Annotated in this window: 16 protein-coding genes and 1 pseudogene; 14 read left to right on the top strand and 3 right to left on the bottom strand. The window is 43.3% G+C overall.

Annotation, left to right across the window (positions count from 1 at the left end; genetic code table 11):
* Positions 1–749 precede the first annotated feature (749 nt).
* From NQ556_RS09475 to NQ556_RS09465, 3 genes are read left to right on the top strand one after another with little or no spacing between them, the layout of a single operon-like run.
* Positions 750–1,976 (top strand): efflux RND transporter periplasmic adaptor subunit, encoded by a 1,227-nt coding sequence (locus tag NQ556_RS09475; protein ID WP_022219981.1) that lies wholly within the window; start codon positions 750–752, stop codon positions 1,974–1,976.
* A gap of 3 nt (positions 1,977–1,979) precedes the next feature.
* A complete protein-coding gene (locus NQ556_RS09470) occupies positions 1,980–3,680 on the top strand; it encodes a hypothetical protein (protein ID WP_022219982.1) in 1,701 nt (566 codons plus the stop codon).
* 15 nt (positions 3,681–3,695) lie between these two features.
* Positions 3,696–4,952, top strand: coding sequence for an ABC transporter permease (locus NQ556_RS09465; RefSeq protein WP_008375230.1), 1,257 nt, complete (start codon positions 3,696–3,698; stop codon positions 4,950–4,952).
* Positions 4,953–5,034: 82 nt separating this feature from the next.
* Here the strand turns inward: NQ556_RS09465 and NQ556_RS09460 are convergent, their stop codons facing one another.
* Positions 5,035–5,970: a LysR family transcriptional regulator gene (locus tag NQ556_RS09460; RefSeq protein ID WP_022219983.1), complete on the bottom strand. Its 936-nt coding sequence runs from the start codon at positions 5,968–5,970 to the stop codon at positions 5,035–5,037.
* Positions 5,971–6,109: 139 nt separating this feature from the next.
* Here NQ556_RS09460 and NQ556_RS09455 point away from each other — a divergent pair, with 139 nt between their 5' ends.
* Positions 6,110–7,546, top strand: coding sequence for an aspartate ammonia-lyase (locus NQ556_RS09455; protein WP_022219984.1), 1,437 nt, complete (start codon positions 6,110–6,112; stop codon positions 7,544–7,546).
* Positions 7,547–7,643: 97 nt separating this feature from the next.
* Positions 7,644–11,249: an ABC transporter ATP-binding protein/permease gene (locus NQ556_RS09450; RefSeq protein WP_022219985.1), complete on the top strand. Its 3,606-nt coding sequence runs from the start codon at positions 7,644–7,646 to the stop codon at positions 11,247–11,249.
* Between the two features lie 300 nt (positions 11,250–11,549).
* Here the strand turns inward: NQ556_RS09450 and NQ556_RS16715 are convergent.
* A pseudogene (locus NQ556_RS16715) lies at positions 11,550–11,597 on the bottom strand (hypothetical protein); the annotation flags it as partial.
* A gap of 173 nt (positions 11,598–11,770) precedes the next feature.
* Between NQ556_RS16715 and NQ556_RS09440 the strand changes: the two are divergent.
* The gene (locus NQ556_RS09440; protein ID WP_008375245.1) at positions 11,771–12,664 is read left to right on the top strand and encodes a LysR family transcriptional regulator; all 894 of its coding nucleotides are present in this window, start codon (positions 11,771–11,773) and stop codon (positions 12,662–12,664) included.
* A 188-nt stretch (positions 12,665–12,852) separates the two neighbouring features.
* On the opposite strand, the gene NQ556_RS09435 is transcribed toward NQ556_RS09440, so the two are convergent.
* Positions 12,853–15,228 (bottom strand): phosphoketolase family protein, encoded by a 2,376-nt coding sequence (locus NQ556_RS09435; RefSeq protein ID WP_008375246.1) that lies wholly within the window; start codon positions 15,226–15,228, stop codon positions 12,853–12,855.
* Positions 15,229–15,538: 310 nt separating this feature from the next.
* Here NQ556_RS09435 and NQ556_RS09430 point away from each other — a divergent pair, with 310 nt between their 5' ends.
* From NQ556_RS09430 to rpmB, 8 genes are all read left to right on the top strand, one after another.
* The gene (locus tag NQ556_RS09430) at positions 15,539–16,453 is read left to right on the top strand and encodes a nucleotidyltransferase family protein (RefSeq protein ID WP_008375248.1); all 915 of its coding nucleotides are present in this window, start codon (positions 15,539–15,541) and stop codon (positions 16,451–16,453) included.
* Positions 16,454–16,475: 22 nt separating this feature from the next.
* A complete protein-coding gene (locus tag NQ556_RS09425; protein WP_022219987.1) occupies positions 16,476–17,186 on the top strand; it encodes a YveK family protein in 711 nt (236 codons plus the stop codon).
* Complete coding sequence (locus NQ556_RS09420; protein WP_008375251.1) at positions 17,183–17,959, top strand: class B sortase; 777 nt, start codon at positions 17,183–17,185, stop codon at positions 17,957–17,959. Before NQ556_RS09425 ends, NQ556_RS09420 begins: the two co-directional genes overlap by 4 nt.
* Complete coding sequence (locus NQ556_RS09415; protein WP_022219988.1) at positions 17,949–18,932, top strand: LCP family protein; 984 nt, start codon at positions 17,949–17,951, stop codon at positions 18,930–18,932. Before NQ556_RS09420 ends, NQ556_RS09415 begins: the two co-directional genes overlap by 11 nt.
* Positions 18,933–18,995: 63 nt before the next feature.
* Positions 18,996–19,604 (top strand): hypothetical protein, encoded by a 609-nt coding sequence (locus tag NQ556_RS09410; protein ID WP_008375256.1) that lies wholly within the window; start codon positions 18,996–18,998, stop codon positions 19,602–19,604.
* A gap of 85 nt (positions 19,605–19,689) precedes the next feature.
* Positions 19,690–20,394, top strand: coding sequence for a CpsB/CapC family capsule biosynthesis tyrosine phosphatase (locus NQ556_RS09405; RefSeq protein ID WP_008375258.1), 705 nt, complete (start codon positions 19,690–19,692; stop codon positions 20,392–20,394).
* A gap of 44 nt (positions 20,395–20,438) precedes the next feature.
* A complete protein-coding gene (locus NQ556_RS09400; RefSeq protein WP_204576021.1) occupies positions 20,439–21,152 on the top strand; it encodes a CpsD/CapB family tyrosine-protein kinase in 714 nt (237 codons plus the stop codon).
* Positions 21,153–21,259: 107 nt separating this feature from the next.
* Positions 21,260–21,448 carry a 50S ribosomal protein L28 gene (gene rpmB, locus NQ556_RS09395; RefSeq protein ID WP_022219990.1) on the top strand — a complete coding sequence of 63 codons (189 nt, stop codon included), beginning with the start codon at positions 21,260–21,262 and terminating at the stop codon, positions 21,446–21,448.
* The last annotated feature ends 131 nt before the right edge of the window (positions 21,449–21,579 follow it).

The raw sequence follows: 21,579 nt of genomic DNA, 5'->3' as shown, positions 1-21,579 counted from the left end.
TTTTTAGTGTTGAGGAATAAATTTTGACTTATCGAAAATTACCGCTATTTATGCATGGAATTGGGTAAAAGTTGGGGAGTGAGTTGGGGAATTTCAATTTCCCAACTGGCGTGTGAAACTTCGCCTCATTCTTCTAAAATAAGTAGGCGAAGATTGCCTGTTTTAATTTGTTAGATTCTGTTCTTGCAAGTACGATGATTTCCAACAGTGAGTATATCGTGATGCTTAATCAGGCAGAGCCGGACAGAGCAAAACTGGCAACACTACTAAATATCTCCACAGAACAGATGGGATATATGCGGTGAAGAGTTGAAGGTTATGGACAAAGTTACGGAGCGATTGTTGTGGGGAGATTATTTATGTAGAAATAAAAGAACGAGAGTTCAGTCAAAAGATTATATGACACAGAAATGAACGAAAATTTAAGAAAATCTAAATAGTATTTCCAACTGTTTTCCAGTATACTGAAACTATAATTGGACATTGGAACTTAAGTTATGTGGTGAGGGTATAGTGCGATAACTTAGAGGGACAAATTGGATCTGGAAAGTGCTGCGGCTTCCTTATTGAGGCAATGGAGAGGAAACTCAGGAATCGTGGAAGCCTTTGCTGAACACGATTCCCGCTTTCAGAGGTTCCTCGGAATGGTTTGCCGAAGGAAAGCCGCAGCACTTTCTATATACACTTTGTCGGACTAACTTCAACAAACTTTTACACCTTAAAAGTAGAATGATGAGGAGGGAATGAAAATGAATGTAAATGGGAATTTCAAAGACAATCTGATGGGGAAGAAAAAGGTGATTTTTATTGGATGCCTTATTTTTGCAGTCGCTCTGATTGCCGCAATCCTGCACATGGTTTCAGGAGGGGGAAAGGATTCCGCGAAGAACATCTACTACGCGGATAAAGTCAGCGTGATCACCGGAAACGGAAGCGGAACCGTGAACCGCTTTGCAGGCGTTGTGGAGGCGCAGGATACTTTGAAAATCTCACTTTCAGAAGGACAGAAAGTGAAAGAGATTTTCGTGGAAAAAGGGCAGGAAGTGGAGCCTGGGACGAAACTCTTTGAATATGATACAGAGGAGCTTGCAATGACACTGGAGCAGGGAAATCTGGAGCTGGAAAAGATAGGAAACAGTATTTCCAATCTGAATTCACAGATTGCGGCCTTAACGACAGAGAAAAAGAATGCACCGGCAGGTGAGCAGCTTTCTTATACAACGCAGATCCAGGAGCTGCAGACGAATGTAAAACAGGAAGAATATAATTATAAAGTAAAAGAACTGGAAGTGAACCGGACGAAGAAGAGTCTGGAATCATCCACGGTGACATCCACGATTGCAGGAATTATCCAGGAGATCAATCCGGATCCTGGTTATGATGATTACAGTGGAGAAAAGCAGGCATTTATGAGCATTCTTTCTACCGGAAAATACCGAATTAAGGGAAAAATCAGTGAACAGAATATCGGTGAGCTTCAGCCGGGAATGGATGTGACGGTGCGGGCAAGGAATAACCAGGAGGAAATCTGGAAGGGATCTGTGGATGTGATTGACACAGAAAAACCGGAGAGCAGTTCACAAAGCGAGATGTATTCCGGTTCGGATTCTTCTGCCCGGGCAACTAAGTATCCATTTTATGTAACGCTTGAAACCAGTGATGGTCTGATGCTGGGACAGCATGTATATATCGAGCCTGGAACCGGAGTAAATACAGAGGGATTACATCTGATGACTGCTTATATTGTAGATGCAGACGGGAAAGAGCCTTACGTCTGGGTAGCAAATAAAAAGGACAGACTGGAAAAGAGAACTGTAAAGCTTGGTGCTTATGATGAGGAGCAGGATACATGGGAAATTACAGAAGGACTGAAAGAGACGGATTACATTGTCTGGCCGGATGGAGAATGTAAAGAAGGAGCAGCCGTTCAGAAGAACGAAAATGTACAGGCAGGAGGCATGGAAGAGGGGGAATAAAGGATGACTTTTCAAAAAAGAAATAAGAAAAAAATTCTTCAGATCGGGATTGCTTTGGTTGTCTGTGTATGTTTCATTGGAGGCGGCACTTTATTTGCAATGAAAAAAAGTGAAAAAGCGGTCAAGGTAGCACCGGTAGCCAGTATGAGTAATGGTGGATGGTATTCAGAATCGGATATTTATGATTATGCGAAGGTGCAGGCAGGTGCGAGCCAGGACATTTACCATGATGATACCCTTACGATCAAGGAGATTTATGTCAAATCAGGGGATACGGTGAAGATCGGCGATCGTCTGGTTGCCTATGATACTACGCTTGCAGGACTTGAGCAGGAAATGAAGCAGATGGAGATTCAGGGGATTGAACTGAATATTCAGAATCAAAAGGCAGAATTAGAGCAGCTGAAAAATGCAAAGATTGTTTCGTCTGTTGAAAGAAGCCAGGATGAGCTGCGGAAAATGACTGCAAAAGGAACCAGACCTGGAATAATACGGACTGCGGATGCAAAGAAAAATGAAGGGGAAAATCCGGATACTTCCGAAAATCCTGAGCAGCCGGAGACACCAGAAAATCCGGAAGGACCGGAAAAACCATCAATCGGGAAACCGTTTCCGGAAGAACTGAAGGATAAGATCATTTATAAAGAGATTACAAAGGACGCTGCTCCTTATAATGAAGATGGAGATGGAACAAAAGAAAAGCCGTATCGCTATCTTTGTGCGCCGGGAGCAACGGTAAATGCGGAGTTCATGCTGAAAATGCTGGAAGAGAGGGCAGTCTGTATCTTTGATGTAGTGGATCAGGAGAAGGAACCGACGCTTCTTTTATACTCCTGGACGCTGGACGGAAAGACCGGACAGGTGATAAAGCCTGAAAATCCGGAACAGCCGGAGACACCGGAAGAGCCGAAAATTCCGGATGAACCGGATAATCCTGGTGGATATGAGGAGCCGGATCCGGGAGAGGCAGATGGAATGACCAGGGAAGAGCAGGCAAAGCAAATCCAGGAAAAAGAACAGAAGATCAAGGACCTGGATCTGGAAAAGCGAACAGCACAATTGGAATTGAAAAAGCTGGATAAAAAAGTAAATAATGGTGTTGTAAAGAGTACAGTAGAGGGAACGGTAAAAGCTGTACTTGACGAAGAAGAGGCAAAGCTGGAGAATAAACCGGTTATATCTGTGACCGGAAAAAATGGTTGTTATGTAATCGGAGGGATTGCCGAAAGCAGCTATGATAAATTAAAAGAGGGTATGACTGTGATGGTGACTTCCTGGAATACGGGGAACTCTTATGAGGCAACGATCACCAGCATCGGTAATTCACCGGTTGAAAGTATGAAGAGCAGCGAGAATCCTAATATGTCCTACTATCCGTTTACTGCAGTGGTTGAGAAAGATGCAGACCTTTCATCTGGTGAGGGTGTCAGTATTTCCGTAGACGGACTTTCGGGTGACAGTGGGAATTCGATTTACCTGGAACAGATGTTCATAAGAGAAGGCGGAAACCGCTCCTATGTATACAAGAAAGGAAAACATGGAAGGCTGGAGAAGCAGTATGTAGAGGTTGGAAAAAATATGTACGGTTCCATTGAAATCGTTTCCGGACTTACCATGGAGGATGAGATTGCATTTCCGTATGGAAGAAATGTAAAAGAGGGTGCGAAGACAAAGACAGTGGAGTCATTGTATGATTATAATTAATGAGGGGGTGAGGAGATGCTTGAAGATATCAGGCTGGCATTTCAGGGAATCTGGAGTCATAAGCTGCGGTCTGCGCTGACGATGCTTGGTATTATTATCGGAATCGGATCGATCATTGCAATTGTTTCAACGATCAAAGGAACCAATGAGCAGATCAAGAAAAATCTGGTTGGCGCGGGAAATAATGCGGTCAATATCCAGCTTTATCAGGGAGACTGGACACTGGATCTGTCTTATCAGGAGGTTCCGGATGGAATACCGGAGATTTCAGATCAGGTACTTGGTGAGATCCAGGCACTGGATGAGGTGGAAAGTGCAGCCCTTTATCACAGACGGAATGAATATGATGCTGTATATGCAGGCAGTCAGAAGCTGGCAAGCTGTAATATTTTTGGAATAGATTCCAATTATCTGGATGCCTATGGATTTCAGATCACAAAAGGGCGTGGCTTTTCCGAAAAAGATTTTACTGCAAACCGAAAAGTTGTGCTGCTTGATAAAACGACAGCCACAGCTCTATTTCCGGATGGAAATGTGATTGGAAAGATTATTGAGGTTAAAGGGGAGCCATTTACGGTGATCGGTATGATGGCGAGAAAAGAAAATTCACAGCCGGTGATCAATTCGATGGAAGACTATTACCGTTATGTATCCACGGATGGAAGCGGAACGATCTGTATTCCGGATACACTGTGGCCGATTATTTATCAGTACGATGAACCGCAGAATCTGGTTGTCCGCGCGACAAGCACAGATGAGATGACTGCGGCAGGAGAAAAGGCGGCAGATATCCTGAACAGTTACCTGACCGTGTCTGATGAGACGATAAAGTATAAAGGGGAAGATCTTCTGGAACAGGCGAACCAGATCCAGGAGATCAGCAGCTCGACGAACCAGCAGCTGCTCTGGATTGCAAGCATTTCACTTCTGGTTGGCGGGATCGGTGTTATGAATATTATGCTGGTGTCTGTGACAGAAAGAACGAGAGAAATCGGTCTGAAAAAGGCACTGGGGGCAAGAAAAAGAAGAATCCTGACGCAGTTTCTGACGGAAGCGGCAGTACTTACCCTTCTCGGAGGTCTGATCGGTGTGGCAGGAGGGATTGCGCTTGCCTATATTATTTCCGCAGTCTCGGCAGTTCCGGTGGCAATCAGCGGAGTGTCCATTCTGGTCGGAGTAGTATTTTCCACACTGATCGGAATTATTTTCGGACTCCTTCCGTCGGTGAAGGCGGCGAACATGAATCCAATCGATGCACTGAGAAGTGAGTAGGTTTATGTAGAGAAGAATTATTTGTCGGATCCAAGATTGCAGACAAATAGATAGTATCTGTTCTGCAGGAAAGTGGCGTGCCTTACTGGCACGCCATTTTTAAAAATTCTTCCATTGCCCTTGTCTGGTAGCGACCATTTTTCCAGTAGAACCGGATGTCACGGCTGCTTTCGCCTGCAGGAAGCTTATAGTACACCACATCAGAGGTAAGAGGTACTTTTGAGAGCATGATATCTCCGATAAAAGAGATCCCCATGCCGGAGCAGGTGATGTTGTAAGAAGTCATCTGCTGATCCATTTCCAGGATGATATTTGGTTCAAAGAGATTGTTCCGGCAGATCATACGGGCACGTTTTCCAGTGTCGTTTTCCGGTTTCAGCATAATAAAAGGCTCACTTTTAAAGCGTGTCAGAGGAACGGGAGGACAGGATTCTTCCAGAAATTTTTTGCTCAGGATATCTTCTACAGGAAGCTGATAGGAGCGCAGCGTATTATTGATCGGGAATGCTCCCGGAACAGCAAGGATCAGGTGCTCTTCCTGAAATTTACGGCAGCCGTAGATGGTGGCATCCAGAACACTGCTGTCCAGCATCAGATCCAGCTGCCCGTGTCGCAGCATACGGGCAAGATTGGCAGTGGTTTCTTCAATCAGGCTGATCTGGATTAGAGGATATCTGCGGGCAAAATCCGCGATCAGCGGAGGCAGGATCCAGGAGGAAAACAAGTTGCTTCCTCCGAGGGTGAGTGTTCCTTTTTTTAGGTCGCCCCAGTCGTTTGCAAATCCTTCAAATTCATTCTGGATACTTTTTATTTTTTCTACCGCTTTGATATACTGTACCCCACATTCGGTAAGGGAAAGTGGTTTGGTACTCCGGTCAAAGATCGGATATCCGATGTGATGCTCGACACGCTTTACGTTGGCACTGAGTGAAGGCTGTGAGATAAATAACTTCTCAGCCGCCTTGGAAAAGCTTTTTTCCAGATAAACTTCATAGACATATTCCATTCCCTGAAACATAGGTATTCTCCTTTGACATAGTTTTAAAATTATAGTTACTATAAAAATATATGTATTAGATTATATTGTAACACAGAGCTATAATGAAAACAACAAAGGCAATACGCCAGAGAAAAATGGAAAATCGAGGGATTTTGAGATGGAAAATGGAAAAGAAAACAAGACAGGTTATCGTGTAGAACAGGATTCAATAGGGGCAAAAGATATTCCGGGAGATGTATATTACGGGGTACAGTCATTGCGTGCTGCGGAGAATTTCCGTATTACCGGGCTGAATATGCATCCGGAGATCATCAACAGTCTTGCGTACATAAAGAAAGCATCTGCGATCACCAACTGCGAGAGTGGGATTCTGGAAAAGAAAAAGGCAAAAGCAATCGTACAGGCATGTGATGAAATCCTTACAGGAAAATTGCATGAGTACTTTATCGTAGATCCGATCCAGGGAGGTGCGGGTACTTCTCTAAATATGAATGCAAACGAAGTCATTGCCAACCGTGCGATTGAGATTCTTGGCGGGAAAAAGGGAGATTATTCAGCAGTAAATCCGAATGATGATGTAAACTGCGGACAGTCCACAAATGATGTTATTCCGACAGCTGGCAAGATGACTTCACTCAGACTTCTTCAGAATCTGAAAAAAGAACTGCTCAGACTTCATGGAGCGCTCTGCAAAAAGGCAGAGGAATTTGACCATGTGATCAAAATGGGACGCACCCAAATGCAGGATGCAGTTCCAATCCGTTTGGGTCAGGAATTTCAGGCATATTCCGATGCCATCATGCGTGATATCCACCGTATGGATAATGCGATGGACGAGATGCGTACCGTCAACATGGGTGGAACGGCAGTCGGAACCGGAATCAATGCAGATGAAGCCTATGTAAGCCGCATTGTTCCGAATCTTTCAAAAATATCTGATATTCAGTTTGTCCAGGCTTTTGATCTGATCGATGCAACCCAGAACCTGGATCCGTTTGTGGCAGTATCTGGTGCAGTGAAAGCGTGTGCAGTCACACTTTCCAAGATTGCAAATGACCTGCGTCTGATGTCATCCGGACCAAGAGCCGGATTTGGTGAGATTAACCTTCCGGCAAAGCAGAATGGTTCTTCGATCATGCCGGGAAAAGTGAATCCGGTCATCCCGGAAGTAGTGAACCAGGTCGCATTTAACATCATTGGAAATGATGTGACGATCACGATGGCAGCAGAGGGTGGACAGCTGGAACTGAATGCGTTTGAACCGATCGTATTCTACTGTCTGTTCCAGTCGATTGATACACTTGCATATGCAGTGCAGACTTTTATTGACAACTGTGTGACAGGAATCACAGCCAATGAAGAGAGATGTCGTCAGCTGGTAGAGAACAGCATCGGCGTAATTACTGCAATCTGTCCGCATGTAGGCTATGAGAAAGCAGCGGAGATTGCGAAAAAAGCAATGAAGACCGGGGAATCCATCCGTAATCTGATTCTCAGAGAAGGTCTTTTAAGTGAAAAAGAGATGGAAACCGTTCTGAATCCGGTCAATATGACAGAGCCAGGTATTTCGGGAAAAGAACTTCTCAGAAAATAAAGAATAAAATTTTTCTAAAAGACATGATTTTCTCCTTTTAAGGGTGTACAATGAAACATACGCGTTTCATGAGTTACAACTTAAAAGGAGAATTTTTATGCTTCAAATTCAACATATCTGCAAAGAATACCGTACAGGTACGCTGGTACAGAAGGCACTGGATGATGTAAGCCTGAATTTCAGGGACAATGAATTTGTTGCGATCCTGGGACCGAGTGGTTCGGGAAAGACGACGTTTCTTAACATCATCGGTGGACTGGATCGGTACGATAGTGGTGATCTGATCATCAACGGGATTTCTACGAAAAAATATAAAGACAGAGACTGGGATTCCTATCGGAATCATACAATTGGTTTTGTATTTCAGAGTTATAATCTGATTCCACATCAGACGGTGCTTGCCAATGTGGAGCTGGCACTGACTATTTCTGGGATCGGGAAGGAAGAACGGAAAAAGAGAGCGATTGAGGCTCTGAAAAAAGTTGGTCTTGGGGAGCAGTTGCATAAAAAACCGAGCCAGATGTCAGGCGGACAGATGCAGAGGGTGGCAATCGCCCGTGCGCTGGTCAATGATCCGGATATCCTGCTTGCTGATGAACCGACAGGAGCGCTGGATACGGCGACCAGTGTGCAGGTTATGGAACTTTTAAAAGAAGTGGCAAAAGACCGGCTTGTTGTAATGGTTACACATAACCCAGAGCTTGCTGAAGAATATGCGACCCGTATCGTAACGCTCAAGGACGGAAAGATCCGTTCGGATACGGACGAATTTTATGTCAATGAAGCGGTCATGAAGGAGCCGGAGCATAAGAATATGGGGAAAGCTTCCATGTCATTTCTGACGGCTCTTTCCCTGAGCTTTAATAACTTAAAGACGAAGAAAGCAAGGACTCTTCTGACATCTTTTGCCGGTTCTATTGGAATTATCGGGATTGCACTGATACTGGCACTTTCCAACGGAGTCAATGCCTACATCAAGTCAATTGAAGAAGAGACTCTTTCCGAGTATCCGCTTCAGATCCAGAGTACCGGATTTGATATGACATCGATGATGGTAGGCAATATGGACAGTGGTTCGGGCAGTTCGGATAAGAAGGAGACAAAAAAAGACGGGGAAGTCAAGGTTATGCAGATGATGACCAATATGTTTTCCACGATGGATTCCAACGATCTGAAATCCTTAAAAAAATATCTGGACAGCGGTAAAAGCGGAATCGAAGATTATACCAGTGCAGTGGAGTATTACTATAGCATTTCACCGCAGATTTTTCGGCAGAATAAAGACGGTTCTGTCCGTCAGGTGAATCCGGATAAATCCTTTGAGTCACTGGGGATCGGTTCCGGTGCAAGCACCAGCAGCCTGATGTCATCAATGATGAGCACCAATGTGTTTTTTGAGATGCCGAAGACAGAAAGTCTTTATGAAAACCAGTATGATGTGAAGGCAGGACGCTGGCCGCAGAATTATAATGAATGTGTGCTGGTGCTGACTTCGGATGGTGGAATCAGTGATTTTCTTCTCTATACCCTGGGGCTTCGGGATCAGTTGGAACTGGATGAGATGATCCAGGAGTTTATCAATGAAGAAGATGTCAATACACCGGCAGATATTGGAAATTACACATACGAGGATATTTTAGACAAGACGTTCAAATTGGTCAATGTATCTGAATGCTATGAATATGACAGCCAGTATAAGATCTGGAAGGATAAATCCGATAATAAGGAATATATAAAGAAACTGGTGGACCAGGGCGAAGATTTGAAAATCGTCGGAATCGTGCAGGCATCAGAGGATGCAAATGCCTCTGCTCTGACACCGGGGATCGGTTATCCACAGAGTCTTGCCGAGCATGTTGCGAAAGAGGCTACGAAAAGCGAGATTGTAAAAGATCAGCTGGAGAATCCATCCAAGAATGTATTTACCGGAGAACAGTTCGGAACCACAGAAGAGAAGAACGGACTGGATGCGAACAGTCTGTTTACGGTAGATGAGGATGCACTTCAGAAAGCATTTGTTTTAGACGACAGTGGATTTTCCGGTGATATGTTGTCAGCAGATTTCCTGAATCTGGAAAATGCATTCCGGATGGGTGGGGATTCTCTGGATCTGTCCGGGATGATAAATCTGGATCAGATCAGTCTTGACGTGTCCGGTATGCCACAGATGAATCTTGGCGATATGATCGGAAGCCTGGATCTTACCGTAAAACCGGGTGGAATGCAGAAGTTGTCTGAGAGTGTTATGGAAGGTTATCAGGAGTATGTGAAATTCCATCCGGAAGCAGATTATTCAAATCTGGCGAGAGATTTTATGGATTACCTGATGACGGATGAAGCGCAGAAGATCCTGAAAGATAATCTGCAGGAGATCATTGAGAGCACCGGTGGGTTTAAGATTACAATTGATCAGATGCAGGAGCTTGTACAGCGTGTGATGGAAGGATATCAAAAGTATGCTGCGGGAAAAGGATATACAGATCCGGATAAATTTGGAGAATACTTGGCGGAGTATTTACAGACCGAGGAAGCAAAAGAGATTATGAATGCCTGGCAGCAGGAGATTTTTGGAGATACGGTGATAAATATTACTTCTGACCAGCTGAAAAAACTGACAAAAGAACTGGCGAGTAGTTATCCGGCATATGCTGCGGCGAATGGAAAAGCAGATCCGACCAAAATGGGAGATTATTTTCTGAACTACCTTGCTACAGCAGATGGAAAACAGCGTCTGATGAACGGGCTTTCCGAGGTGATCGATATGGATCAGCTGGAGAGCCAGTTAAGTGCGACAATGGGAAGTTACATGGCAAAGGCAATGGGAACTTATACCGGAGCAATTTCGGATATGCTTGAGACTCAGATCACTTCGGCAATGAATCAGATCGTCACTCAGATCACAGGAGAAATCGGGAACGCCATGCAGGCTGCCATGGGAAATGTGGGAGCCCAGCTGCAGAACATGCTTGGAAGTTCGATGAAGATTGATACCGATGCATTTGCAAAGGCATTTCAGATGAATATGACAGAAGATGATTTGAAAGAGCTGATGACATCCATGACAATGAGCGCGACTGCTTCCTATGACAATAATCTGCAGAAGCTTGGATACGTGGATTTTGCGAACCCGAGTCAGATTTCCATATATCCGATGGATTTTGAGAGCAAGGAAAAAGTGGTGAAAATCCTGGATTCTTATAATAGCCGGATGGAAAAAGAAGGAAAAGAGGAACAGATCATCACTTATACCGATATAGTCGGAACACTGATGTCTTCCGTGACAAATATCGTGGATATCATCAGCTATGTGCTGATTGCGTTTGTGGCGATTTCCCTTGTAGTATCTTCAATTATGATCGGGGTTATCACCTACATCAGTGTACTGGAACGGAAGAAGGAGATTGGAATCCTGCGCGCGATCGGGGCATCTAAGAGAAATGTATCGCAGGTATTTAATGCAGAAACCGTTATCATTGGTCTGTGTGCCGGACTGATCGGAATCGGACTGTCACTGCTGCTTCTGATCCCTGGAAATATGATCATTCATGCGGTGGCAGATAATAACAAAATCAATGCATTTTTACCAGTGCTTCCGGCAATTGTGCTGATTCTTTTGAGTATCGGGCTTACCCTGCTCGGTGGAATCATTCCGTCAAGGAAAGCAGCAAAGAGCGATCCGGTGACAGCGCTTAGGACAGAATAAAAAAAGAGAATGAGGGAAAAGGAAAATGGATAAAGAGAAAAATACAAAAGCAGTGAGTGAGGAAAATATTTACTGTCTGAATGGAAGAGTGCCGGTAAAAAAGGCGATTCCGTTCGGACTACAGCATGTTCTGGCAATATAAGGAACTGGCGGCACGATAAAAAGTGTCGCCAGTTCTTTTTTAGTGTGGAAGTGACCAGTTTCAGAAGCTTGTTCATTATATTTGACCAGCTTGGAAGTATTTGCTGCATAGAGCATTGGAATCAATGTAGCAGCGTTCTGGAATTGCTGCATTTCTTCTGGTGAAAATCCGGTTGTGCCGCATACCAGGGCTTTTTGGTGTTTCACTGCGAGGGAGAGTACCTCCAGACTGGTTTCTCTGGTAGAAAAATCGATGATGACTTGACCGGATCCGCACCGAATGTTCAGTAAGCTATGATTCCAATTGTAAGAACTAAAAAAGCATGCTATACTTACGGCAGATGAAAAACTGACAGGATAAGACAACAAAGGAGAGACACATGAATTCTAATTTTGAATATTATAAAGTTTTTTATTATGTGGCGAAGTATGAGAACCTTACAAAGGCATCCAGCGTTCTGAAGACGAGCCAGCCGGCGGTGACGAGAACGATACACAACCTGGAAAATGAACTGGGATGCCGGTTATTTACCAGAAGCAAATCTGGTATGAAGCTGACACCGGAGGGAAGAACCTTTTACAGCTATGTATCGGCAGGGTGCGCCCAGTTTTTTAAAGGGGAAAATGATCTGAGCAATCTGATCAGTCTGGAGAACGGGACAATCTATATCAGTGCGACTGAGACAGCCTTGCACTGCTTCCTGTTCCGGGCAATGGGAGAGTTCAACAGCATTTATCCGAACGTACATTTCAAAATCTTAAATAACAGTACCATGGACTCGGTCAACGCGGTAAAAGAAGGAAAGGTAGACCTTGCATTTGTGTCAACGGATCTGCAGGTAAATAAGCCGCTCAGGATGAAGAAACTGCGGGAATACCATGAGGTGCTGATCGGCGGCAGTCGTTACATAGAATTAAAAGGAAGAAAGATTTCATTGGAGGAGCTTTCGACTTATCCCTGGATCAGCCTGACTTCGGAGGCACTGACCAGAAAATTCCTGAATAATTATTTTGCAGATCATGGTCTGCAGTTTTTGCCGGATATGGAGCTTGCGACGACAGACCTGATCTTGCCGGCAGTCCGTCACAATCTTGGAATTGGATTTGTCCCGGAAGAATTTGCCGAAGAAGAGAAGAAGGCAGAAAATGTATTTGAAATCGAAGTGGAAGAGAAGCTTCCGACCAGAAATATTATTCTGATCTATGATACTGAGTATCCTCAGAGTATTGCATCGAAGGAGTTTCAGAAGTTTCTGAGCAGTCAGAAGAACTAAAGAAGAAATAGATTTTCAAAGTGGATTGTGCAAATCGGTATCCTTTGTAGCCGGGATGTGTATCTGCAAAGAAAAATATAAGGAGAATGCCCCGGAATTTTTTATGTGTGGATCATAATTCCGGAGCATTTTTATATTTGTAAGTATAAAGTTATAAAGTAGAATTTTGGATTAGAAAACGATTGATATTATTTATGCCATTCCCAGTTTCTGATTTCTTCCAGATCCTGTCCATATTCAGCGATGTACTGCTTGTGCTCAACCAGTTTGTCGTTCATCTTCTGAATCAGGAATGATCCCTTATTGCCAAGCTGTGGCAGATGCATGATTGCATCTTTTACAAGGTTGAAACGGTCAATCTGGTTCTGTACACGCATGTCAAATGGAGTAGTGATCGTACCTTCTTCCTGATATCCATGAACAGAAATATTGTGGTTGTGACGTTCGTATGTCAGCTCATGAATCAGTGTCGGATATCCGTGGAATGCAAAGATAACCGGTTTATCTTTTGTGAAGATTGCATCGTATTCTGCATCACTTAATCCGTGTGGATGTTTGTGGTCTGATTCCAGTTTGAACAGGTCAACTACATTGACAACGCGGATCTTGAGCTCTGGCATTTCATCACGAAGGATAGTAACAGCAGCCATAACTTCAAGAGTAGGAGTGTCACCGCAGCAAGCCATAACAACATCTGGTTCTTCACCGCAGTCATTACTTGCCCATTCCCAGATACCGATACCCTGTGTACAATGCTTTACAGCCTGTTCCATAGTCAGCCACTGGCAGCTTGGATGTTTAGACGCTACGATTGCATTGACATAGTTCTTACTCTTGATGCAGTGGTCGAAGCATGAGAGTAAGCAGTTTGTATCCGGTGGTAAATACATGCGGACAACGTCTGCCTTTTTATTGGCAATGTGATCCAGAAATCCTGGATCCTGATGTGTAAATCCGTTATGATCCTGTTGCCATACATTAGATGTCAGGATAAAGTTCAGCGAAGCAATCGGCTGTCTCCATGAAAGCTGGTTGCAGACCTTCAGCCATTTTGCATGCTGTGCTGCCATAGAGTCAACGATACGGATGAATGCTTCATAGCTTGCAAAGAATCCATGACGTCCTGTCAGAAGATATCCTTCCAGCCATCCTTCACACATATGTTCACTTAACATACCGTCCATGATACGTCCGTCTCTTGCAAGGCAGTCATCAGTGTCAAGCAAGTCTGCCTGCCAGTCACGTTTCTGTTCTTCAAATACTTTGTACAGACGGTTGGACATACTTTCATCTGGTCCGAAGATACGGAAGTTCTTACTGTCTTCATTTAATTTGAAGATGTCGCGGATGTATCCGCCAAGTTCGATCATATCCTGTGCTTTTGTCTTGCCAGGTTCTACTTCGATTCCGTATGAGCGGAAATCCGGAAGACGAAGGTCTTTCAGAAGAAGTCCGCCATTTGCATGCGGGTTTGCACCAAGACGGGCATCTCCCTTTGGAGCAAGTTCTGCAAGTTCCGGAATCAGACGTCCTTTTTCATCAAAGAGTTCTTCTGCATGGTAGCTTTCCAACCATTCTTTCAGAAGGTCAAGATGTTCTGGTGATTCCATAGAAAGCGGTACCTGATGTGCACGGAAAGATCCTTCAATCTGGAGTCCGTCAACAACCTTTGGTCCTGTCCATCCCTTTGGAGTACGAAGAACGATCATTGGCCAGAACGGACGGGTAGGATCATTGTTTTCACGGGCATTTTTCTGGATTGCTTTGATTTCTTCGATGCAGGCATCCATAGTCTCAGCCATTTTTCTGTGCATAGTCATCGGATCATCACCTTCTACGAAGTAAGGTTTCCATCCGCAGCCCTTGAAGAAGTTTTCTACTTCCTCATGAGAAATACGTGAGAAAATGGTCGGGTTACTGATCTTGTATCCGTTCAGATGAAGGATTGGAAGAACAGCACCGTCTGTGATCGGGTTCAGGAATTTGTTGGACTGCCATGAAGTAGCAAGCGGCCCTGTTTCAGCTTCACCGTCACCGACAACAACTGTAGCGATAAGATCTGGGTTGTCCAGAACAGCACCAAAGCCGTGAGCAATTGAATATCCAAGTTCTCCACCCTCATTGATAGAACCTGGTGTTTCTGGAGCACAGTGACTCGGAACTCCGCATGGGAATGAGAACTGCTTGAACATTTTCTTCATGCCTTCCTCATTCTGGCTGATGTTCGGATAAACTTCACTATAAGAACCTTCCAGATAAGTGTTGGCGATCAGGAAGTTTCCGCCATGTCCTGGACCGGAAAGAAGAATCATATCCAGATCATAACGTTTGATGACACGGTTGCAGTGTACATAGATGAAGTTTTGTCCAGGTACGGTTCCCCAGTGTCCGACGATTTTTTTCTTGATCTGATCCATGGTCAATGGCTTTTTCAGAAGCGGATTATCAAGAAGGTATAACTGACCGGCTGACAGGTAGTTGGCAGCACGCCAGTAGGCATTCATTTTGTTGAGCAGTTCATCAGATAATGGCTGCTTTTCAAGACATAATTTATTGTCTTCCATTTTAGTACCTCTCTCTTTCTCTAGTTCATTTTTGTTATTTTTTCAACTGGGTTCATCATATCATGAGTAAAAGATAACGTAAAATAGCAATAATGAATTATATTCATATCAAAATGTTATGGATAGGAAGAGAAGGAGTTCCTTAATTTCGTAATAGGTGGTAGACATTGTGAAAAAATTGAAGTATAATTATGAATAGCTGTTTTTATGTAAGATTTTTGAATAAAGCGTTTAAAATGTTAATGTTTTGACGGAGAAAAACAGTGTATATAATGTAGATTGACAGTTTTTTAGTGAGGGAGAATTTATTATGAAGACTACTCTGATTATTATGGCAGCAGGAATCGGTTCAAGATTTGGAACAGGAATCAAGCAGCTCGCCAAGATGTCTCCGAATGGGGAGATCATTATGGATTACTCTATTTATGATGCAAAAGAAGCTGGTTTTGACAAGGTTGTATTTATTATCAGAAAAGATATTGAAGAAGAATTCCGTTCTGTAATCGGGAATCGTATCGGAGATCAGATCGAGGTGGAATATGTATATCAGGATCTTGCAGATATTCCAGCTGGTTTTGAAGTTCCGGAGGGACGTACCAAACCTTGGGGAACTGGTCAGGCAGTCCTGTGTTGTAAAGATGTAGTAAAAGAACCGTTTGTGATCATCAATGCAGATGATTATTATGGAAAGGAAGCGTTTAAGCTTCTCCATGATTACTTGATTGCGCACGCAGAGACAGCAGATAAGATGCAGATGGGAATGGCTGGTTTTATTCTGAAGAATACGGTTAGTGAAAATGGAACAGTTACCCGCGGCGTATGTGTGGTAGATGAAAATGGAATGCTTGAACAGATCCATGAGACGACTGGAATCAGTATCCAGGCTGACGGGGTACACTGCGACAGCGAAGCGGTTCAGAAATGGATCACACCAGATTCTAATGTATCCATGAATATGTGGGCTGGTTATCCGGATTTCATTCAGGTTCTGGATGAGAGATTCGCAGAATTTTTAAAAGATGAAGCAGGAGATCCTTTGAAAAAAGAATATCTTCTTCCAAATATTGTAGGAGATCTCTTAAAAGAAGGAAATGTGGATGTAAAGGTTCTGGAAACACACGATAAATGGATCGGTATTACTTATAAAGAAGATACAGAACTTGCACAGGCCGGATTCAGGAAGATGACAGAGGATGGCGTTTATCCGGAAAAATTGTGGAATTAAAGAACAGAAGAGGAAAAAAACTATGAGTGAGTTGAAACAGTTAGAAATGCAAAAAGATGATGAGATGGAGATCGATCTCGGAGAAATTTTTCATTTGCTGATGAATAAATTGTGGATAATTGTTTTGTGTTTTATCATAGGAGCGACACTTGCGTTTGGTGGTACGAAACTGCTGATCACACCGAAATATTCCGCTTCCTCAATGATTTATATCTTAACAAAAACAACAAGTGTGACATCCCTTGCAGATATTCAGATGGGTACGCAGCTTACAGCAGACTTTGAGATTTTGGCAACGAGCCGTCCTGTTCTCGAAGAAGTAATTGAAAAATTAAATCTGGATTATACATATGAAGAGTTAAAAAGTATGATTCAGACAGATAATCAGACAGATACCCGTATTTTGAGATTTACTGTTTCGAATGCAAACGCTAAAGAAGCAAAGAAAATTGCAAATGAACTTGCGGATGTGACAGCTGAGAGAGTGGCATATGTAATGTCCAGTGACAAGCCGAAGGTTGTTGAAGAAGCTGTTGTGCCAAAATATCCTTCTTCACCGAATACTAAGAAGAATACTGCAATGGGTGGACTTGCATTTGCGTTTGTGGCAGCTACTGTTATTGTACTTCGTTATCTCATGAATGATACAATTCAGACAGAAGAAGATATTAAAAAATATCTTGGACTTCATATGCTTGCAGCGATTCCGACAGAAAAGAGGGAATCGATTTGAAAGACAGGACAAGAAAGATTATTGTTGCGGTGTTGCTTGTGATAGCAGTCTGCTGTGCAGGTTATCTGATTTGGTATTACGCCACGGCGGCAAAGACGAAGCAGTCGTATGATGATGCAAAAAAGCTGTCAACGGAAAATGTGAAACCGTCAAAAACAAATAGTGATGACGGAGAGCAGACAAAGCCGGAGATACCGGTTGATTTTACTGCTCTTCAGGAAAAAAATCCGGACATTTACGCATGGATTAAGATTGATGGAACAACCGTTGATTATCCGGTTTGCCAGAATAATGAGGATGATAATTATTATCTATCTCATACCTGGGAACGGGTAGAAGCGGCGGATGGTGCTATTTTTACACAGGCATGCAACAGTAAGAATTTTACAGATTTCAATACGGTTATTTACGGACATCAGATGGGTGAGGGTGTAGATACCATGTTTCATACACTGGATCGTTATCTGGAAGAAGGATATATTGAAAAATATCCAAATGTGATCATTTATACACCAGATCATGTTCTGACTTACCGGATTTTTGCGGCAGTTATTTATGATGACCGTCATCTGATCAACTCTTTCAATTATGTAATGGATGACCAGAGACAGGCTTTTCTGGATTCACTTCAGGATTCCAGAGACCTGAGAAGCCGTTACAGTGATATCGAAAGCGTAGGAACAGAAGACCGGATCCTGTCGCTCAGTACCTGTGTGACGGGAGAATCAAACCATAGACTTCTTGTGGAGGCGGTTCTGACAAATGAAGAATAGAAATCTGGTAATCGTGATACTTGCAGTTATCTGCGCAGGGCTGTTGGCAGGTGTCGTTTATACGGTTACAAAAGGGAAAAGCGGTACGCAGAAAAAACAGGAGGCATCGGCAGAAGCGGGTGCAGACGAAACGGAATCACAGTCCGGAATCATCGAAGAAGACGGAAAGAAATACAAACTCAACCCGGATATCAAGACCGTTCTGTTCATGGGTGTTGACAAGGAAGAAAAAGCAGATCTTGGTAATAACCCGGGAGAAAACGGACAGAGCGACAGCCTGAATCTTCTGGTCCTTAACAAAGAAGAGAAGACGGCACAGATCATTCAGATTTCCAGAGATTCTATGGTGGGAATCGATATTTATGATGTGACAGGTAACAGGCTGATGACGGAAAATGGGCAGATCGCACTTCAGTACGCATATGGGGACGGGGCAGAAGAGAGCTGCCGTCTGACATCTGAGAAGGTATCAGAACTGATGTATGGCGTGAATGTGGATTCTTATTTTTCACTGACGCTGGAGGGGCTGGTTGTAGCAACCGATGCGGTTGGAGGAATTACTCTTACCGTGCCAGAAGATTATACAGCTGTTGATCCTGCATTTGAAAAAGGTGCAGAAGTTACTCTTAATGGGGAACTTGCTGAAAAATATGTCCGTAAAAGAGATATTGAAGTCCTTGACAGTAACAATCAGCGCATGGAACGTCAGTCACAGTTTATGGATGCTCTGATCGAGAAGATGCAGAGTATTCAAAGCGAAACAGAGTATCTTTCTCTGTACCAGAAATTGGAGGATTACATGACAACAAACATGACTGCGGATGAGATGGAAGAGCTGACAGATTATAAGGTTGCAGAGGACACCGTGAAAGTTCCGGGTGAGATTATTGAGAAAGACGGACATGCGCAGTATCTGGTAGACAATAAAGAATTAAAAAAAATAATATTAAAAATGTTTTACAAAATAATGTAATTGTAGTATAGTATAGCTTGATATAGCGAATATCAAATAAACTATGTGAGGAGGTCAAAGAAAATGAAGTCAAGAATCTTAAAGACAGTTGGTCTTATTGCAGCTATGGTATCCTGCATTGGAATGACGGCATTTGCAGCACCAAGCCCGGCAGCTTCTACAGTTGTTACAGCTGTAAGCAGCGCAACAGATACAGATGGTAATGCTGTGAATGTTTCTATCACATCTGAGATCCCGATAGAATACACACAGGCAGTTGCAGACATTAAGACTGAAGCAAAATTGAAAGAAGTAATTGGAAGCGATTTTAATGCGAATATGACAGTTGCTGATGTTAAGGAAGTTACAGCGCCGGAAGGAGCTAAATTCCCACTTAAGATCACATTCGTAATGAAAGGTGTAACAGCTTCTTCTAAAGTTCAGATCCTGCATTACAATAGATCAGCATCAGCTTGGGAGAAGATTGATACAACTGTTGCAGATGGAACAGTAACAGGTACATTTAGTTCACTGTCACCGGTTGCATTTGTTGTTGACAAGACAACTCTTACATCCGCTACAGGAACAGCTACTTCACCGGCTACAAGCGCAACAGCTGTATCAGCAGTTGCAGTACTTGGACTGGCAGCAGTAGCAGCAGTATTCGGTCTTAAAAAGAAAGCTGTTAGATAATTTACAAACATATGTTGAAAGCGCTTCTTTGTGGCAGTAGTCACCGTGAGGGGCGTTTTCTTTTTGACAGGAGAGATACGTTTTGATGTTGGTAGATATTCATTGTCATATTCTTCCGGGAGTGGATGATGGAGCACCGGATATGGAGACTTCCAGAGCAATGATACGGGATGCCTATGAGCAGGGAGTACGTTATATCATTGCGACTCCGCATTACAGACCGGAGATGTTTGAGCCTTCCATGAAAAAGGTGATCCGGGTATACCATGAACTTCGCGATTATGCTGAAGAAGTTGGAATTGGACTGAGGCTTGGCTGCGAGTATTACCGGAATGAGCAGATGATCCGGCATCTTGATAAGAAGCTTCGGCCGACGATGCTTGGAAGCAGATATGTTTTGGCAGAGTTTTCAACCAATGACAGTTTTGTCACGGTCCGTAATTACATTTATGAGCTGATCACCAAGGGATATCGACCGATCGTTGCACATGTTGAAAGGTATTTTTGCTGTCAGGAACCGGAGAGAATCCAGGAACTGAAAAAACTTGGAGCACAGATCCAGATAAATGCAGATTCCGTATTGGGATATGAAGGACATACGATTAAAAAGTTCTGTGCCGGCCTGATGAAAGATGATCTTGTTGATTTTATAGGATCAGATGCACACAATCTGGAGGGGCGGAAGATGAACCTCGGGAAGTGTGCCACTTACGTCAGAAAAAAGATGGGACAGGATTACGCAGAAGAGATTTTTGTAGATAATCCAAGACAGATATGGAAGAGCAGATAAAGAGATTCAGATAGCCCCGCGTGGGGAAGAAAGCAGGTGTTTTGTTGAAAAAGGTTAATTTATCGATTGAAAAGAAAAGCTACGGGGTGCGTGAAGCAATCCGGACATTGCGTACCAATCTGCAGTTTTGCGGAGATGATAAAAGAGTCATTCTTGTAACAAGCTGTGTGCCGAGAGAGGGGGAAAGCTCTGTTTCTGTTGCGCTGGCAGAATCAATTGCAGACATGGGAAAATCTGTTATTCTTGTTGATGCGGATATCAGGAATTCTGTTATGGCATCGAAACTTCAGATTACCGGTGCAGATAAAGGGCTGTCACACTTCCTCTCCGGACAGTGTGTGCTTGCAGATGTGATTATGGCGACAAATATTCCGAAATTTCATATTCTTCTTTCCGGACCGGAGGCTCCGAATCCGACAGAGCTTCTGGAATCCAAACGTTTTACCGGTATGCTGGAGTCCATGAAGAATGTCTATGATTATATTATCATTGACTGTCCGCCGCTTGGTCTTGTTATTGATGCGGCAATCATCGGACATCAGAGTGATGGCGCGATCATTGTTGTCGAAGCAGGTAAGACCAAATACCGTCTGGTGCAGAATGTAAAAGACCAGCTGGAAAATTCGGGAGTGTCCGTTCTTGGTGTTGTCCTTAACAAGGTAGAGCGTAAGAACCAGAAGGGATATTATAACAAATATTATGGCTCGCAGAAGTATGAGGGTTATTATGGACACAATGAAGAAACAAAAAATGCATAAAAGTGAAAATAACACTTGCAATTGTTAAAAGTTTCTGTTAAAATAACTATTGTTGTGAGTCTGCAAGATTTGTAAGCGGACATTTCAGATCGTTAGGAGGTGCAATCATGGCTAAATGTGCTATTTGTGAAAAGGGTGCTCATTTCGGAAATAACGTAAGTCACTCTCATAGAAGATCATCTAAGATGTGGAAATCTAACGTAAAATCCGTTAGAGTTAAAACGGAAAACGGCGGAACACAGAAAATGTACGTATGTACAAGCTGCCTGAAATCCGGACGCGTTGAAAGAGCTTAATCTGAGCGGAATGATAAGAACCGAAGCTTTTAAGCTTCGGTTTTTTGCGTATACGATGAGTCAAATACGGAGTTATCCAGATTTGTGCTCGCACAAAAATCTGATTAGATCTGTATTTGGCGAATGTACGA

This window comes from Coprococcus comes ATCC 27758 (genome assembly GCF_025149785.1).
Classification (GTDB): domain Bacteria; phylum Bacillota; class Clostridia; order Lachnospirales; family Lachnospiraceae; genus Allocoprococcus; species Allocoprococcus comes.
Note: the sequence above shows the minus strand (reverse complement) of the source record. Positions and strands in the feature narration are given on the sequence as shown.